The organism is Bordetella ansorpii (assembly GCF_900078315.1).
Lineage (GTDB): Bacteria > Pseudomonadota > Gammaproteobacteria > Burkholderiales > Burkholderiaceae_B > Bordetella > Bordetella ansorpii.
In genome coordinates this window covers 1,104,683-1,121,253 of the sequence record NZ_FKBS01000014.1, presented here as the reverse complement: position 1 = coordinate 1,121,253, position 16,571 = coordinate 1,104,683, and the positions used below count along the sequence as shown (strand labels likewise).

Sequence of the window (16,571 nt, the reverse complement as noted above, 5' to 3'; positions counted from 1 at the left end):
TCCCGCGCTTGCAGCCTCGAAGGTCTCGACTGCCTGGGCATGTGCCGGCAACGCCGACGAACATGGGGCAAGCATGGCCCTGGGGCGGTCTGCCTGCCCGCAGGAAACGGCACCGCACCACAACCGTTTTCCTGTGCTGCGGGCAAGAAAAAGCCCCTCGAAAGGGGCTGGAGGAATCAGGCTTGGTACACGAAGTAGTGCTCGCGCTGACGCGGAAAGAACACGTGTTTCCACGTGTCGCCGCTTGTGTTGCCACCGTCGAAGACGACCATTTCGTAGTCGTCCACGTCGGTGTCCACCAGGTCGGCGCTGGCGATATGGCGCATGTGCAGCGTGCCGCTCATGCGCTCGAATACCAGGATCTGGCCGATGGCATCTTCCTGGCTCATGGCGTTGACGCAGGCTCCGAGTTGGTGCTCGAAGTCGGATGCGGGTGTGATGAGGTCGGGGAACATGGGATCGCTCCTGTGAAAGTGCGCCGGCCCGGCTCTCTGGCGGGAGACCGGGCCGGCATGCGGTGAGGACAAGGAAGGCCGGGGATGTGTGTGGCAGCTATTCGCCGGCCAGCGATAGGCCCGGCAACACGGGTGCGTCGGCATCGAGGATGAGGATGCGCACGTCGGCCTGGCCGGCCAGTTCAAGGATCTGTGCCAGCTCGTCCGGCATGCCCTTGCTGCGGTGCTCCTGCCGAAGCTGCTCGGCGGCGATCCCCTCGACGTCCTGCAGGTGCTGGTCCGTCCAGGGCGTGGAGATCAGCTTGACGCCGATCGCCGGGCTGTAGGGAATCCGGAACGCGATGAACAAAAAGGCCTCCGGCGTCGCGAGGTCAGCCAGGTTGGCCAGGTACTGGCCGGTTTCGCGGCTGATGTGCGCGCTGCTGATTTCCCAGCACCGGCTGTAGTAGCCGGTCTCGAAGCTCAACCGCTGCACGACTTCCCGTGCGGCCTCGGCCGAATAGGTGTCGCCAATGTGGACGGGGCGGCCGTCGAAGTCGTCGCCGTGGATCGCGTACACCACGGCACCCACCATGCCTTCGCCGCTGCCCCCTTCAGCCGCGTCGCATTCGGCGATCAGTGCGGCGCCGACAGGTTCGGTGCCAGTCCTGACCACCGCGAAGTCGCTGGTGATGATGCAAGGAGAAGAAACCAGCGCCGCGTCGCAGAGGTGCTGCTGGCTCGGGTGGATGTTTCGCCAAACATGCGGGCTTCCGTCCTCGTAGCTGATGGACAGCGTGCGGACGATTTTCAGATTCCAGTAGCCGCGTAGAAAGGGATTGGGATTCTGGGACATGGGATTTCTCCAACAGAATAATGATGGAGCAAATCCCCGCCACCGGGAATTGACCCCGGTGGGTGGAAAGAAAGGAAACAGCGTCAGGTGACGCTGATCGTTGGCGTTTGGGCCAATCGCTCGGCGACGCGCCGGCGCAAATTCATGCGGAATGGCTCGTCGCTGACGCCCGCCAGCAGATTGATGGTCTCCAGCGCGATCAGGGCCGAAGCCTCTTCGATGTCGGCGGCCACAATGGTCTTGCGCAATTGGTCGCCGAGCTGGAGGGCCTGGGAGGAGGAGCTGATGAAGCGGACCTCGCGGCTCAGGTAGCAGCCGTTGCCGCCGAACTCGAACAGCCGCGGCTTGCTGCAGTACCAGCAGCCCTCGAACTGGATGGCGGTCAGGTGGTGCCCGTCATCGAACCGGGTGGCGATCAGAAACAATGCGTCGAGATCGGCGGTGTCCTCGAACGAATGACGGTCGATCAAGTTCCCCAGCTCTTCGTCCTCATCGGCACGGAAGTGCACGGCGAGCAGTTCGAGCAGCGGCGGGATCGACAGCCCTTCGTCGTCCGGCATCGGAATACCGAGTTGCGTGGCCAGGTCTTCCAGGCCATCGAGCACGTCCGGCCATTGCGGATTGGTGGTCTCGGCGATCTGGGCGATGTAGGCCTGCCCGTTGCCGGGGTGGCTCTCGTCCAGCGCGAAGGCGCCGAACAGCGCCTGGATGACGGGCGTCACACGGTCGAGCACGAGAACGCCGGTGGCTTCGTAGTAGTTGTTGGCCATGAAGGCTCCTTTCGATGAATGAACGGAGCCAGCCCTTGCGGACGATGGCATCCGCAGGGGAAACCGCCTGATGCCGGATGGCGCTGGGCGGGGAGAAAACGCGAGGGACATGGCCTCGAACGAGGCGCATGTCCCTCATGGGGTCCCGTGAACGCAGTGATGAAGGTGTGCCAGGGACCGGCTCACCAACCGCTGTAGTTCAGCAGCAGGTCGGCGATCACCTGGCGACGTTGCAGATCGAGACCATCGAAGTCCGACAGTCCTTGGAAGTGGCAGCGCTTGAGCATGGCACCGCCCTCGCGCGCGTTGTAGAAGCTGAACATGGCGGACAGGAACATGCGTTCCCCGCTGCTCAGGACGCCGAGTGCGTCGTTGGCACGCAGCATGTCGGGACGCAGATCCCACTTGCTCTTTGCCTGGTTCAGGCCTTCGCGCGTGCCGTCGCCAAACCATTGCGGGCCTGCGATCTCGACGCCGCGCTTCCAGACCTCGAAGAAGGCTTGGGGCGCGGCGGCGAAATGCTGCTCTTCCCGCATGATCTGATCGACGACTTCCTGGGGCAAAAGCTGGTTCATGACGTGGTTCCTCCAGTTGGATCAGGGTGTGGCGAGCTGGGACCAGCCGCCTCTTTCGAGGGCACGTTGAGCCGCGGCATAGCTGCGGAAGTACTGGCAGGATTCCCGCGAAACGGGACCTTCTGTATCGCGCGTGCCGATGTAGTGGCCGGCGGCGCTATGCAGGATTTCGAGCGGCAGGAACTTGCCGCAATGGATCAAGGCCAACTGGCCGAAAGAGGCTTGCTGGGACATGGACGGGCTCCTTGGAAAAAGCGGGGCCTCGTCCCTCACGGGATGGCAGCTCCCGCACGCGGTTGAGAAAAAAGCATCGGCGTCACGGGTGACGCGCGTCCGCAGACTCGATGCGATGGCGGACTGGCGGGTAGCGCGGAAAGAATCCGCGGCAGCCTGGAAACTCTGGCTGCTGGCATGGTGCTGACGAATCAGCGACACATGCGGGCAGCTTCATGCGCGAGGCGAGCCGCGTCAGCCGGAAATCGGCATTTGCAACAGCCCCGATTGGCGAACGCGGAAAAAAGAAAGCCCCGCAATAAGTGCGGGGCTGTCAGGAGGATGAGGCGAAACTGGGTCAGCGAGGCCTGTCGCCCAGTACATGCTGCTTCCACAGGGCGAATGCCTCGTCCGGTCCCAGCTCTGCGAGGATGACGATGGGCTGGCCCCGACGGGCACGCAGCGATGCGAAATACGCTGGCCGGTCGGCGATGGCGTTGAGCTTGATGCCCTTTAGGAACAGCAACTGGCGGGGGCGAACTTTGGTGGTAACGCAGGCATGATTGCGCTTGTTTGGGGCAAAAGGGCCAGCGAAGCGGGCGGACACGGCCAGAAAACCGCGACGAACTACTTGTACTTGCCAGGCGAGGCGAACGGGTGACATCAGCATATCGCTATGCGGTAAAGAAGACCGTCCTAAAGCTTGCAGGATCCCGGCATAGCTTCATCATCACCTCTCCGTGACGGCTCATTGGAACGAAAAAGGCCAGCATCGCCGTGATGGACTTTCATAATTGCCAGGTCAACTGGCTTGCGTGCTGTTTATTCACAGCAAGGCATTGCGACGTCGTTGCAGCAATCGCCGCCATCGCAACAGGGCGTTGCAGCAAAAGCGGCGGTGGGCGCTAGCATGAGGGCCAAGCCGCGGCCGCTCATGCTGGGGGCCGTTCTCTTCAGATTGGTGTCCTGCACCGTGTGCATTGCGAATTTCCGGATCGTCCCAATGTCACTGGGACTCCTTTGTGGCGGCCGGGTTCTCCACGCTCATGAACGACTGGGCCACCAGCGCGATCGCCCCGCCCACGATGGCCATGTCAGCGATGTTGAAGGCGGGCCAGTGCCAGCCGTGCAGGTGAAAGTCGATGTAGTCGATAACGTGCCCGCGCGTGGCGCGGTCGAACGCGTTGCCCAATGCGCCGCCCAGAATGAGGCTGTACGAAAGGCCTTCCGTTTTGCGCAGCGGCCGGGAGAGCAGCCATGCGAGCCATGCCGATATTGCGAACGCGATCGCCAGAAAAAACCACCGCTGCCAGCCGCCCGCGCCAGCAAGGAAGCTGAACGCCGCGCCGGGATTGAGAGCGTGAACTAGGTTGAAGAATGACGCCACCTCGTGCGACCAACCCAAGGGAGTTGTCGCGTCAATGTAGCTCTTAGCTGCCTGATCGCCGGCGAATATAACGATCGCGAGTGAGTACCACTGCGTCTTGCGAAGAGATGGTTCATCCATTGTTCATGCCGCCTTGAACTTCAGGAGGCGCAGCCCATTGACGACAACCAAAAGACTTGCCCCCATGTCAGCGAACACAGCCATCCACATGGTGGCATGCCCTGTGAACGTCAACGCAAGGAACACCGCCTTGATGCCAAGGGCCAGAACGATGTTCTGCGTGAGGATCGCCGCAGTGCTACGCGACAGCCGGATGAAGGCGGGGATCTTGCGCAGGTCGTCGTCCATCAGGGCGACGTCGGCTGTTTCGATCGCGGTGTCGGTGCCGGCCGCGCCCATGGCGAAGCCGATGTCGGCACGGGCGAGCGCGGGCGAATCGTTGATGCCGTCGCCCACCATGCCCACCTGGCCCTCGCCGCCGACCAGGCTTTCGATGGTCTTGAGCTTGTCTTCGGGCAGTTGGTCACCACGGGCTTCAGAGATTCCGACCTGGGCAGCGATGGCCGCGGCCGTGTGCTGGTTGTCCCCCGTCAGCATCAGCGTGCGCACACCCAGCGCCTGCAGGTCGGCCACCGCCTCACGGCTGGTTTCCTTCACGGTGTCGGCCACTGCAAAAATGCCGAGCACGGTCGCATCGTCCATCAGCAGGATCGCTGTCTTGCCTTGGCGCTCCAGGGTCTCCAGCCGAGCCTGGAGCGTCGCTTCGCTCAGGCCCAGCTCCTGGGCGAGCCTGTGGTTGCCCATGTGCAACATGCGCCCGGCGACGCGGCCGCGCACGCCGCGGCCAGGCAGCGCCGCGAAGTCGTCGACCTCGTGCAGCGCGATGCCGTCACGGTTCGCCTTGCGGGCGATGGCCTGAGACACAGGATGGTCCGAGCGTGCCGCGAGGCTTGCGGCCCAGGCGGCAACTTCCTGCGCCTCGCCGATCAGCGGCACGAAGTCGGTCTGCTCGGGCTTGCCATGTGTGAGTGTGCCGGTCTTGTCCAGGGCCAACGCCTTGAGCTTGCGCCCGCCCTCCAGGTAGACGCCACCCTTGATCAGGATGCCGCGTCGGGCGGCAGCGGCCAAGCCGCTGACGATGGTGACCGGCGTGGAGATGACCAGAGCGCAGGGGCAGGCGATCACCAGCAGTACCAGGGCCTTGTAGACCCAGTCAAACCATGCGCCGCCGAAGGCGAGCGGCGGCACGACGGCAACCAGCACGGACACCGCGAACACCGCCGGCGTGTAGACGCGGGCGAACTGGTCGACGAAGCGCTGCGTGGGCGCACGGCTGCCCTGCGCGGACTCCACGGCATGGATGATGCGCGCGAGCGTCGAGTCGCTGGCGCCTGCGGTCACCTTGTATTCGAAAGAGCCGGTCTCATTGATGGTTCCGGCGAAGACCTGGTCACCTTCGGCCTTCTCGACGGGCAGGCTCTCGCCGGTGATGGGCGCCTGGTTGATGGCCGATCGACCCGAGGTGATCAGGCCGTCCAGTGCGATGCGCTCGCCAGGACGCACGCGGACCACCGCGCCCTTTGCGACCTCCTTGGCCGGCAGCTCTGTCCATGAGCCATCGGCCTGCCGCACGGTCGCGGTCTCGGGCGCCAAGTCCATCAGCCCCCGAATGGCGTTGCGGGCGCGGTCCAGCGACTTCGCCTCGATCACTTCCGCCAACGCGAACAGGAACATGACCATGGCGGCCTCCGGCCAGTGGCCGATCGCCATGCCGCCGGTGACCGCGATGGCCATCAGGGCGTTCATGTTCAGGTTGAGGTTCTTCAGCGCGATCCAGCCCTTCTTGTAGGTGCTGAGGCCGCCGGTGAAGATCGAAACCAGTGCCAGCACGATCACGGCCCAATGATTGCCGTCGTTGACCCAGTACACGCCTTCGGCGGCCACCGCCGCAACGCCCGAAACCGCCATCGGCCACCAATTGGTCTTGTGCGCGGCCACCGGGGCATCGCGCGGCTCATCAGTCCTCTGGACCTCGGCTTCCATGCCCAGCGATTCGATGGCTTCGACTGCCGGCTTGATCGCGTCGGGTGTGTGCCGAACCGTGAGCGTGCGCTGCATCAGGTTGAAATCCATTCCCTGCACGCCCGGCATGCCTTGCAGCTTGCCGCGGATCAGACTTTCCTCGGTCGGACAGTCCATCTTCGCGATGCGAAGTACCGTGGTGGCTGTCTGCATGTCCTGCCGCGCAGCCTGCATTCCAATGGAAGCAAGCGCCTTCTCGATCGGCGCTGAGGTCGCCAGCGTGTGCTGGACTCCCAGCACACGCTGCATCAGATTGAAGTCGAGCGCGGTCACACCCGGCAGCTTGCCCAGCCGGTCGCGGATCAGCGCTTCTTCCGTCGGGCAATCCATGTTCTCGATCCGGTACGTCACCCGCTCGCCGATCGGCGGCGCGGAAACGGCAGCGGTTGGTTGCTGCTGCAGGGCCGAGGATGGGATCACAGCCGCGGCTTCGATCGGCCCCGTGTGGCCGAAGGTCTGCTCCTTGGCGCGCATGCCGATCGAGGCCAGGACCTGCTCCATCTGCGCGCGTGCCTGAGCGAGGTGTTTCACCGACAGGGTGCGCTCAGCGAGGTCGAAGTCGAGGTCCTGAATTCCCTCGACTGCCCCGAGGTGCGAGCGGATGAGTTTCTCCTCGCTCGGGCAGTCCATGTTCTCGATGCGGTAGGTGGTCGACACGGCGGCGTCTCGGACAGCCTGAGCCTTCATGCCCACCGAATTCAGCGCTTGCTCCAAGGCATCGGCCGAGACTTCGCGGTGCGAAATGGTCAACAAACGCTGCGGAAGATCGAACAGGAGCCGCTCGACACCGGGCATGCCCTCCAGCGTTCGCCGCACCAGTGCTTCCTCATTGCGGCAATCCATGTTGCTCACGTGGAAAACGGTGGTTTCAGTGCTGGCCTGCTCACTGGCGCACGCCGTCTGTTGGCCATTGCCGCCGGAGCAGGCGCATGGGCTGGAAGGTTCTTTGTTCATAGATCGCTCTTCATTGACAAGGTTTTCCCCGGATGCCATCATTAGAAAACCTCTAGTAGATATAGAGTCAAGTTTTTTATAGGAAGCAACCATGATGCGGATCGGTGAACTGGGCAAGAAGGCAGATTGCTTGGTGCAGACCGTGCGCTTTTACGAGTCAGAAGGCTTGCTGCCCGAGCCTGCACGTAGCGAGGGCAACTTCAGGCTCTATGACGAAGTCCATTTGCAGCGCTTGCTGTTCATCCGCCGCTGCCGGGCGAAGGACATGACGCTGGATGAGATCCGTCAACTGCTGAACTTACGGGATCGGCCAGAGTTGGGCTGCGGCGAGGTGAACGCGCTGGTCGACGCTCATATCGCGCAAGTGCGGACCAAGATGAAGGAATTGCGCGCCTTGGAGCGCGAGTTAATGGATCTGCGACGCTCCTGCGATAGCGCCCGAACCTCGCGCGAGTGCGGCATTCTCAACAGCTTGGCCGAGCCCGCCTGAAGCTCGAGCGTGTCATCGGTGCTGGAAGTGATCGGGTCCAGTTCTGAGAGCCACGTGCCGCGCTCCATCATGCGAAAGCGCGCGATTCTGACGTTTTGAGACGGCGTGCGACCGAGGGCGTGGCCCACAGGAGCCAGCGCGAGCCGGACGACCTGCGCGCCGCAATCTCCGCCACCTTACGGGTTCTCCAGGCCAGACCGAGCATCGCGGCGTGGCTGCGCAGGTGCAGGTGCAGGCCAAGGTAGCAGTGCGCCACGACGCGGCCCGACTCATGGGCACGCCACGCAACTCGCGATCGCTTCGCAAGAAGCCGCAAGGCCCGACTCGCGCAAGAATGCGACGTGGGCAAGATCGTATAGCCAGCAGCGCAAGCGTTTGCCGCTGCTGGCCGGCTCCGGAAGGGATAGACAAGCTGCGGGCCGTAGTCCATTGGAAAGTCCATCTTTCTTGAGTGTCACTCTTTGGCGCCCAGCGTGTGCTTTTGCGACCGGAAAGCGCTGAACAAGTGGCCCCCGGGCATCCAGAAATCGCCGTAGTTGACTTGGGCGTCTTCGTGCTCACGCTTGTGATGCCAGCGATGGGCTTCAGCCACCCCGATCAACAATCCCAACGGCCCGACCCGGTATCCCAGATTGGAGTGCTGGAAGGCCAGATGCACGACCAAGAAGCCGAGCCATGCGCCGACGGCCAACCACAGCTTGGAACGCCGCTACTGGCTCAACGGGGAGTGGAAAGGCCGCCCGCCCTCTAGCAAGGCGGCACAAGCGAGCGCGACGATCACTGTGAGTAGCTCCGTCGGAAAAGACGGCCGGCCGGTCGCGAGCTCGCCGAAGAGCACAACCGCAGTGGCGCCACGGATCAGTGGATAGCAGCCATACCGGATGACAGTCGCAATGAAGGGGGCGCATTGGTGCTCATCTGTTCTGTCCTAAAGCTCTGACTGGATTGGAAAACCTTCTAGCTACGGTAGAGTCAAGGGCGTCCGGGAAGACCCTGTGGCAAGTTCGTTGCATCTGCGCCTTGACTCTCCAGCCGCTACAGGCTTCAGCATCCATCGATTTGGAAGGAACAATGCATGGCTGAAAACCACAGAAATCACGAAAACGACGAGTTGGGCCGCCTAGATGCGAGCGATGCGAAGGACCGAAAGATTCTTCTGACTGTGTTGCTGATCAACCTGACGCAGTCCGCCGCCGGCATTGCCCTTGGCATCTGGGCTGGCTCTACGGCGCTGATGGGCGCCGGGTTGGACAACCTCGCCGATGCGTCGGTCTATGCGGTTAGCCTGTATGCCGTCGGTCGTGCGGCAACGGTCAAGGTGGGCGCGGCCCGCTTGTCGGGTTTCTTGCTAATCGGCCTGGCCGCGCTGCTGCTGTTGGAAGTCCTACGCCGCTTCGCTGGAGGGGAAGAGCCTGTCGGCCCAGCCATGATGGCCATGGCCGCGCTGAACGCGGCTTTGAACCTAGTGTGCCTCAGACTACTGCGCCGCCATCGCGGGGAAGATGTGAACTTCAAGGCGTCAGCGATCTTTACCAGCAACGACTCCATCGTCAATGGTGCGATTGTGCTGTCCGGGGTGCTGGTGATGGGGTTCGGGTCGAACATCCCGGATCTGGTGCTGGGCGTCATCGTGGCCGCAATCGCAGCGAATGGGGGGCGGGAAATCCTGCGCGAAGCATCGGAAACAGCTCGCCGTAAGGCGGGCACATAAGGCATGTTTTCGCCCAGTTCATCCCGAGGTTTACCTCTGCAAAAGAGGTAGTCCAGCCTTTGGGCTACGGCCTCGGCTGCAGCCGAGCGTACCATTGGCGATGGCCGCGCGATAGGCGGGCATGCCGTTCTCGACCTCCGTCTGCCGTACAGCAGCGGTGCGCAAGGTTGAGGGTGCATGTCGTCTCTCCTGTTCGTGTGGCCCAGGCCAATGGCCGGGCCGGGACGTTGATGGGCAGGAGAATGGCGCCGAAGGCCCAACGGCCTTCGGCTCGGGAGAAAAGAGGAACCACCCGTGGGCTGATTGGCAGGCCCGGTCGTCGCTAGAACCGTCTGCTCATCAAGCAATCACACCCGGCCCATGTCGTGGCTGGGGCCGGCATCGTCTGGCGCACATCCGCGCACAAAGGGAGCCCGTTTTTGCACCGGCGGGCACCGGCACCGATTACCGCTGACCACGAAGGGTCTCCCGGTGGCTCGTGCAGCCTGGCAAGCCACCGGGAGACCCTTCGCAGAGGGCGGAAGAAACGCAGATCAACAGAACGCGCGTGGTGCGGCTCGCAGAGAAGCTACCTTCAGGTCCCGCGGCCGGGGACGGCTGGGCGGGACGCGCACACGGATCAAGAAGGCGTTGCGCGCTGGGCGTCCCGCAGGGCATGCGGCGGAGTGCGGGACAGGGGCCACGCCGCCGAAGGCGGGCACGGCTCACGGGGAACGGGGGCGGTCAGGAGCCTTTGCGGCCGCTACGGCGCGGGCGCGAGGCGCCGCGCTTGGAGCTGCCGGATTCGACTGGCAGCGTGCCTTTGCAGTCCGGGTAGCGGCTGCACGACCAGAACGGGCCGCTCTTGCCGCTGCGCTGGCGCGTGGGTGCGCCGCACTGCGGGCATGCCGGCCCTTGGGGAACCTTGATGGACAGGGAGGCGCTGCCGTACTGCGCAATCAACTGCGAAATCCACGCGGCCTGCTTGCCGATGAACACGTCCAGGGTGAGCTGTCCGGCCTCGATCATGTCGAGCGCCTGTTCCCAGACGGCGGTGGTGCCAGGGTCGGCAATCGCCGCAGGCACGGCATCGATCAAAGTGAAAGCCGCATCCGAGGCGCGGATGGCGCGCCCCTTCTTCACGAGGTAGCCGCGAGCGATCAGGCCGCCGATGATGTTGGCCCGCGTCGCTTCGGTGCCGATGCCAACCGTATCCTTGAGCTTCTGCTTCAGGCGGGGATCGGACACCAGCTTGGCGACGCCTTTCATGGACTTGACCAACTCGCCTTGCGTGTACGGTTTGGGCGGCAGCGTCTTGAGTGCCTTGAGATCGACGTCGGCCACCTGGCATGCCAGGCCCTCATACAGTTTCGGCAGCGCGGGCAGCACCTGGGCGCGGACCGCAGTATCGCCCTCGCCATCACCGTCTTCGGCCTGCGGCTCGGCGAGCACCTGGCGCCAACCCGGGATGACAACCTGCTTGCCCGTGGCCGCCAGGTTCTGCCCCCCGCACGAAAACTTGGCCACAGTGCGGTCGAACTCGTGGTGAGGGAGGAACTGCGCCAGGTAATGCGACCGGATGAGCCTGTACACGGCCAGTTCCTTCTCGCTCATGGCGGAGAGCTTCGCCGGTTCGAGCGTCGGGATGATGCCGTGGTGCGCCGTGACCTTGCCATCGTTCCAGGCGCGCGAGCGCTGCGAGCGGTCGAGCTGGCCCATGATCGAGCGCAGCGAGGGATCGGTCTTGAGCAGGCTGTCGAGAACGGTGGGCACTTCGGCAAACATGCTCTCGGGCAGGTAGCCGGAGTCCGAGCGGGGGTACGTCGTGGCCTTGTGCGTCTCGTACAGGGCTTGGGCAATCTCCAAGGTTTCCTGCACGTCCAGCCCAAGCTGCTTGGAACACACTTCCTGCAAGGTGCCCAGGTCGAACGGCAGCGGCGGGCCTTCGCGGACACGCTCAGTCTCCACCGACACGACGTGGGCACTGCCCGCAGCGCGGATCTGCTGCATGGTCTGCTGTGCGACCGGCTGCCGCAGGCAGCGGCCTGCGTCGTCGGTGCACGCATCGGGTGGAACCCATTGCGCGGCGAAAGTCGAACCGCCTGCGAACAGGGACACGGCGATGGCCCAGTATGGTACGGACACGAAGCGCGCGATCTCGCGGTCGCGGTCCACAACGAGCTTGAGCGTCGGGGTCTGTACGCGGCCGACCGACAGCACGCCGTCGTAACCCGCCTGTCGCCCCAGCACCGTGAACAGCCGGCTCAGGTTCATGCCCACGAGCCAATCCGCACGGGAGCGCGCCAGCGCCGAGTGGTACATCGAAAGCGTCTCGGCCGAAGGCCGCAGCTTGCCCAGTGCCGCCCGAATGGACGCATCGTTGAGCGCCGACAGCCACAGGCGTTCGATGGGGCCGCGGTAGCCGCAAAGCTCCACGATCTCGCGGGCGATCAATTCGCCCTCGCGGTCGGCATCGGTGGCGATAACCAGGTGAGTCGCCTTCGCCAAGAGCGCCTTGACGACCTTGAATTGCGTGGCGGTCTTCGGTTTGACCTCGACCCGCCAGTGCTGGGGAATGATGGGCAACTGCTCAACGGACCATCGTTTGAGCTGCTCGTCGTAGGCCTCGGGCGGCGCCGCCTCCACGAGATGGCCGATGCACCAGGTGACCGTGACGCCGGAACCGTTGAGGCAGCCTTCACCGCGCTGCGTGGCGCCGAGAATCCGGCCAATGTCTTTGCCCTGGGAGGGCTTCTCGCACAAGAACAGCCGCATATCCGTCCATCCCGATTCCTGTTGTTCATGGAGTTGCTGGGATCGAGGATGCCGAGCGCAGCCCCTGGCAGCAGCAAACAAGCCGCATGCGGCAGCGACCGCTTTCACGCCGATGAAATGGCGAGTGCGGGGAAGGTGCGTGGCCGGAAGTGTGCGGGCCGAGAGCCGCGATTTCCGGGAGCGCGCGTGGAACTCGGTGGACGTTGGTGGAGCTATCCCCTGGGGATAATTCGCAGCGCATGGAGGGCGGCGAAGCACTGCGGCAGCCGCCCTCCATGCCCGATCACTTCCTGCGCTTGGTCTCTTTCGGCGCCGTCGATTCCTGGGTGGCCTGGGGCTTCGGCTCTGCCTCCTGTGGCTTCGGGCTGAGGGCCACAGACTCGATGCGGTACGGCAGGATGCCGACACTGCGCGCGTTGACCTGCCAAGTCTCACGCGGCTGATCTTCGTTGTCCGTCCAGGGGTCGCGCTCCATGCGGCCGACGACCAGCACCCGCATGCCCTTCTGGTAGAGCTGCTGCCAGCGGTCGGCGTCGTGGTGCCAGAGTTCCACCGGCGCCCAGAAGCCGCCGCGGTCCTCGAACTCGCCGCCCTTGGTGGGGACGGGGTTGTCGAAGTACACGTTCAGCCGGAGCAACCGGCGAGGATCGTCGTTGCCATTGGGGAATTCGCGGTACTCGGGAGGCGATCCGATGTTGCCCTCGCCGATGAATTGTGTGCTCATGTTGGAATCTCCGTGGTGGTTGAAATACCCGTGCCTCGTTGGGCTCGGGCGCGTGCTCGGATGGCAGGCGCAATCACCGATCGCGCACTGCGGCAGGAACGGACGCGAGCCGGCGCAGGTAGGTGTTGTCCGCCTGCGCGGCCTTGCTGGCGCATTCCTGTGCTTGCCTGCCCAGGGTGTGCAGCAGGCTGATCTGCATGTTCAGCATGACGCGCTGCAGTTCGATCTCGTGCAGGTCGTGCAGCAGGTTGACCGGCGTGCTGGGGCTCGCCATCAGCTCCTGCCACAACGCCACGCCCATGGCCGATCGATCGTGCTTGCGCCAGCGAAGAAAGGTCGTGCCTGCGCCAGTGGTCTGCTGGGCCAGCTCGACGGGAAGCAGGTGGAAGGGATGCCCGCACGCCTGTGGCAGCACCTGTCGCTGCGCCAGGGCAATCAACTCGTCGCGCATGGCGAAGCACTGGCTGGCCCAGGCCTCGAAGTCCCCTTTACCTTTAAAAGGCTTTAAAAGGCCTTTTAGAGAGGCCGCGTGTTCCAGCCGCATGAAGGCTGGCTGTTCCAGACGACGGAAGTAGCGCGGTTCGCGGTTCGGGTCGCTCATGCCGGTTCGTCCTCGCCGGCGGCTGTGGACTTGGCCTCGGCCGAATCGGCGGCAGCGCCTTCGTCGGTGGGAGATGCGGCTGCGGCAGCGCTATCACCACGCTGTTGCAGACCACGGCGCACGACGGGCGGCGCAAACTTCGAGCGGCGCATGCCTTCGAGCACGTCCTGCGGCAGTTCGCCGAACTTCTCCAATGCTGCCCGAGCTGCGGCGTTCTTGGCCGCGAAGTCGTCGCGGGTGCAGCCCGAGTAGCGGTATTGCTGGGCCAGGCTGAACAGGCTGCGCAGCGCGTGGGCACCTTCGTTGAGCCAGCGCTCCAACGTCGAGCGATCGATCAGCGCGGTGTGGTGGGCGAGGATCAGCTTGCGGGCGATGTCGTCGTAGTCGGCCAGCAGATAGACGGCGGCAAAGCCGAGCTGCGCGTTCACGAACAAGGGGAGCTTCACCGGCTGCACGTTGAGGTTCTCACCCAGGCTCAACGCCGCAGGCACGCCGGCCAGTGCCTGGTCAACCTGCTCGCGCAGCGATTGCAACGTGGTCCTGGTCTGGTCGAGCTTTTCCTCGATGCGCAACATCCACCAGTCGCTGTACGGGTCGTCCTGCTCCGAGCCGCGCTTCATCTTGTTCATCACGGCGATGTAGCCGTTCAGGCCGACGATGCCGGGTCGCCCCTCGGCGGCGGCGCGGCCATGCCAGATGCGCGAGGCGTGGTGGGTGTGCAGCGTCAGCGACATCGCGCTGCGCAGGGAGCCGAGGTTGAGTTGCAATGGTTCGTTGCTGGTTGCCATGGTGATCGCTCGCTGGTGGACAGGGAGCCGCCAGCATCCGCATGCAGCGGAAGGCAGTCAGTCAACAAACCGAAATGAGCCGACCCCCGGTTCTGTGCGCGCTGGCGGCGCAGCGCGCAACGGTCCCCTGGGGACCGCTCCGCAGATGGGCACTCACATCGGCGTTCCCGTCCTCGGTTGTTGACGGTATGCGTGCTGCACCGCACGTCGCGCTGCCGTTCGACACGATCCTTCGCCGCGCAGCCGTCCCCAGGGGACCGTTCCGTTGAGCGCCATGGAGGTCTGCTTCATGGTCTTGCATGCGCTCTACTCAGGTTTTGCGCAGCATGTCGCGCCGTCGCCCGGCGCTTCACCGCACAGCCGTCCCCAGGGGACCGTTTCTGCCGACCGCCATGGAGATCTACTTCACGGCTTTGACAAGCCCTGTGCTCAGGATTTGCGCAGCAGATCGCGCAGGCGCTCGATGTGCTGCCGGGCCACCTCGGGCGGCACGACGTTGCGCGGCGGCTCGGTTGGTGGCGCTCGCGCCGCCGATGGTGTTGGCGGTGCCGGGCCGGTCTGCTTGGCCCAGGCATTGAACTCGCCGCGCATGGCGCGCTGGATGATGCCGAACAGATAACCGGCGGGGTTGCGGATGCCATGCTTGCCGCACCGTGCGGCCCATTCGTCCAGCACGGCCTGCCGCAGGGCAGCGTCCACCTGCTGCAACGCCATCTTGGCTCCGGCCTGCTGTTCCGCCTTCAGTTCCGCGAAGCGCTTGGGCCATTGCAGGTCGCCCAGCGCACGCGCCTGCGCGGTAGTACGTACTTCATCAATACGACTACTACGTACTGTACGGTCCTGCTTCGAATTCCGAAGAGCGCCGTCTGGCGCGGGTTTCGGCCCTGCTTCGGATTCCGAAGATGGGCGATCGCCATTCCGAAGAAGGCTCGCGGGCCCTTCTTCGGAATCGTGGACCGCATCCTCCTGTGGATAACTTTCGGAGGCGGTGATGCCCTGGTCGGCCAGGCGCTCGGCGAGCACTTGCAGCCGCGACGGCAAGGTGCGTCCGGACAGCATCGGGTCGTCCGCGATCTCCTGGAGGGTGTTGAGTCCCACCACCTGGACGGCCTTGGCCGAATGCCCCAGCGACTGGCTGACCAGGGCCAGGTAGTCGGCGTCGAGTTGCATCGCCTCGAACGGCGTCAGCGGTTCGTCGTGCAGGACGTAGAGGTTGCCGAGGATGCGACCGGTCTTGGGGTCGCGCCGTCGTCGCACGAGGCTCAGCCAGCGCGTCAGGCGCAGCAGCGTCAGCGCCCGCGCCACGGTCTCATGGGAGGCCTGGCCTGCGCAGGGCATCGACGCCAGCCAGGGGCGCAACTGCTCATAGGTGGGAAATGCCGTGACGCCATCGTCGTTGAGCATCAATCGGAACACCTGCCAGGCGTTGCGCTCCAGCGGTGTCAGGCGGCGGTCGAGGAACAGCCGCCGCGGCACGCTCTCGTGCCGATTGCCACTGAACAGGAAGGCGTCGCCGGACGTAGGAGGCGTGGGCGTTGGAGCAGGCAGGGACGCGGGAGCGCCAGAGCTGGACTTGGGCGCGAGGTCCTTCAGCGCAGCGTCGAACAGGTCGGCGAGTGCGATGGGGCCAGGGCGCTGGGCTCGTGGGGCGGTGTCGTCCACGGCCATGGCCTAGCCCAATCCCTGATCGACCCAGTTCCTGATCGCGGCCCAGACCACCGAGAGCGGCAGCGACATGCCCTCGGCCAGGTCCATGGCCGCATCGAGAATCGAGGTCTCGTCCTCCAGATCGACGTTCCTGCTGCTGGTCACGGCTTTCCATTGCCGCCACAGTTCGGTGTCCTGGGTCTCGTCCAGGACGGGGTGGCGCCCCTTGCGCTTGGGCAGGCCGAGGATCTCCCGCCGCAGGGCGACTTCCTGATGGGTCAGGCCATAGAAGCGGCTGACCATCTCCGTGCTGGCCCCCAGCCGCAGCATGCGATCGACCGTGGCGATTTCCTTCTCCACGTCCTGTGCCTGGTTGAGCAGGCGCTGCAGCACTTCGCGGTTGACCGTGACCGAGCACCACGAGACGCTGGCGTTGGCCAGCACGCTGATCAGCGCGGGGTGCTTGAGCGCATCCAGCTCGGCCTCGCCGAAGCCCATGGCCTTGCAGCGGCGCAGTTGGCCGTTGCGAAGGTCATACAGCGCCTGGGCAATCACGGCCTGGTTGAGCGGATGCGATGTGGACAT

The 16,571-nt window shown here is 64.5% G+C and carries 18 protein-coding genes; 2 read left to right on the top strand and 16 right to left on the bottom strand.

All coding sequences use genetic code 11. The features are described 5' to 3' along the window. Positions 1 to 176: 176 nt before the first annotated feature. The 8 genes from A7W11_RS12735 to A7W11_RS12700 all read right to left on the bottom strand — a co-directional run bounded on the left by A7W11_RS12735 (position 177) and on the right by A7W11_RS12700 (position 7,271). Positions 177 to 455, bottom strand: coding sequence for a hypothetical protein (locus A7W11_RS12735; RefSeq protein ID WP_003116828.1), 279 nt, complete (start codon positions 453 to 455; stop codon positions 177 to 179). 97 nt (positions 456 to 552) lie between these two features. Beyond that, positions 553 to 1,290, bottom strand: coding sequence for a DUF5983 family protein (locus A7W11_RS12730; protein ID WP_003116829.1), 738 nt, complete (start codon positions 1,288 to 1,290; stop codon positions 553 to 555). Between the two features lie 83 nt (positions 1,291 to 1,373). Next, positions 1,374 to 2,060: a hypothetical protein gene (locus A7W11_RS12725; RefSeq protein WP_003116830.1), complete on the bottom strand. Its 687-nt coding sequence runs from the start codon at positions 2,058 to 2,060 to the stop codon at positions 1,374 to 1,376. Positions 2,061 to 2,242: 182 nt separating this feature from the next. Continuing rightward, positions 2,243 to 2,635 (bottom strand): hypothetical protein, encoded by a 393-nt coding sequence (locus A7W11_RS12720; protein ID WP_003116832.1) that lies wholly within the window; start codon positions 2,633 to 2,635, stop codon positions 2,243 to 2,245. A gap of 21 nt (positions 2,636 to 2,656) precedes the next feature. Next, positions 2,657 to 2,869 (bottom strand): hypothetical protein, encoded by a 213-nt coding sequence (locus tag A7W11_RS12715; protein ID WP_003116833.1) that lies wholly within the window; start codon positions 2,867 to 2,869, stop codon positions 2,657 to 2,659. A gap of 337 nt (positions 2,870 to 3,206) precedes the next feature. Continuing rightward, the gene (locus A7W11_RS29120) at positions 3,207 to 3,518 is read right to left on the bottom strand and encodes a hypothetical protein (RefSeq protein ID WP_003108988.1); all 312 of its coding nucleotides are present in this window, start codon (positions 3,516 to 3,518) and stop codon (positions 3,207 to 3,209) included. A 336-nt stretch (positions 3,519 to 3,854) separates the two neighbouring features. After that, complete coding sequence (gene lspA / locus A7W11_RS12705) at positions 3,855 to 4,355, bottom strand: signal peptidase II (RefSeq protein ID WP_003098955.1); 501 nt, start codon at positions 4,353 to 4,355, stop codon at positions 3,855 to 3,857. A gap of 3 nt (positions 4,356 to 4,358) precedes the next feature. Next, on the bottom strand, positions 4,359 to 7,271 hold the full coding sequence (locus tag A7W11_RS12700) for a heavy metal translocating P-type ATPase (protein ID WP_003098961.1): 2,913 nt from the start codon (positions 7,269 to 7,271) through the stop codon (positions 4,359 to 4,361). 91 nt (positions 7,272 to 7,362) lie between these two features. Here A7W11_RS12700 and cadR point away from each other — a divergent pair, with 91 nt between their 5' ends. Further along, on the top strand, positions 7,363 to 7,761 hold the full coding sequence (cadR, locus tag A7W11_RS12695; protein ID WP_003098965.1) for a Cd(II)/Pb(II)-responsive transcriptional regulator: 399 nt from the start codon (positions 7,363 to 7,365) through the stop codon (positions 7,759 to 7,761). A gap of 67 nt (positions 7,762 to 7,828) precedes the next feature. On the opposite strand, the gene A7W11_RS28755 is transcribed toward cadR, so the two are convergent. Both A7W11_RS28755 and A7W11_RS28750 read right to left on the bottom strand, forming a co-directional pair. Then, complete coding sequence (locus A7W11_RS28755) at positions 7,829 to 8,191, bottom strand: DUF3703 domain-containing protein (protein WP_196495817.1); 363 nt, start codon at positions 8,189 to 8,191, stop codon at positions 7,829 to 7,831. 24 nt (positions 8,192 to 8,215) lie between these two features. Next, the gene (locus A7W11_RS28750) at positions 8,216 to 8,425 is read right to left on the bottom strand and encodes a hypothetical protein (protein WP_014747696.1); all 210 of its coding nucleotides are present in this window, start codon (positions 8,423 to 8,425) and stop codon (positions 8,216 to 8,218) included. A 411-nt stretch (positions 8,426 to 8,836) separates the two neighbouring features. On the opposite strand from A7W11_RS28750, the gene A7W11_RS12685 reads away from it, so the two are divergent. After that, entirely contained in the window at positions 8,837 to 9,472 is a 636-nt protein-coding gene (locus A7W11_RS12685; RefSeq protein WP_003098972.1) for a cation transporter, read from the top strand. Positions 9,473 to 10,195: 723 nt separating this feature from the next. Here A7W11_RS12685 and A7W11_RS12680 read toward each other — a convergent pair. The 6 genes from A7W11_RS12680 to A7W11_RS12655 form a co-directional block, all read right to left on the bottom strand. After that, the gene (locus A7W11_RS12680; protein WP_003116834.1) at positions 10,196 to 12,226 is read right to left on the bottom strand and encodes a DNA topoisomerase III; all 2,031 of its coding nucleotides are present in this window, start codon (positions 12,224 to 12,226) and stop codon (positions 10,196 to 10,198) included. A 283-nt stretch (positions 12,227 to 12,509) separates the two neighbouring features. Then, positions 12,510 to 12,950: a single-stranded DNA-binding protein gene (locus A7W11_RS12675; protein ID WP_003098976.1), complete on the bottom strand. Its 441-nt coding sequence runs from the start codon at positions 12,948 to 12,950 to the stop codon at positions 12,510 to 12,512. 73 nt (positions 12,951 to 13,023) lie between these two features. After that, positions 13,024 to 13,551 (bottom strand): DUF3158 family protein, encoded by a 528-nt coding sequence (locus tag A7W11_RS12670; RefSeq protein ID WP_003098978.1) that lies wholly within the window; start codon positions 13,549 to 13,551, stop codon positions 13,024 to 13,026. Beyond that, a complete protein-coding gene (locus A7W11_RS12665; RefSeq protein ID WP_003116836.1) occupies positions 13,548 to 14,339 on the bottom strand; it encodes a PFL_4669 family integrating conjugative element protein in 792 nt (263 codons plus the stop codon). The genes A7W11_RS12670 and A7W11_RS12665 overlap by 4 nt, the downstream gene beginning before the upstream one ends. Positions 14,340 to 14,768: 429 nt before the next feature. Then, entirely contained in the window at positions 14,769 to 16,007 is a 1,239-nt protein-coding gene (locus A7W11_RS12660; RefSeq protein ID WP_003116837.1) for an STY4528 family pathogenicity island replication protein, read from the bottom strand. 3 nt (positions 16,008 to 16,010) lie between these two features. After that, positions 16,011 to 16,571: a DUF2857 domain-containing protein gene (locus tag A7W11_RS12655; RefSeq protein WP_003090097.1), complete on the bottom strand. Its 561-nt coding sequence runs from the start codon at positions 16,569 to 16,571 to the stop codon at positions 16,011 to 16,013.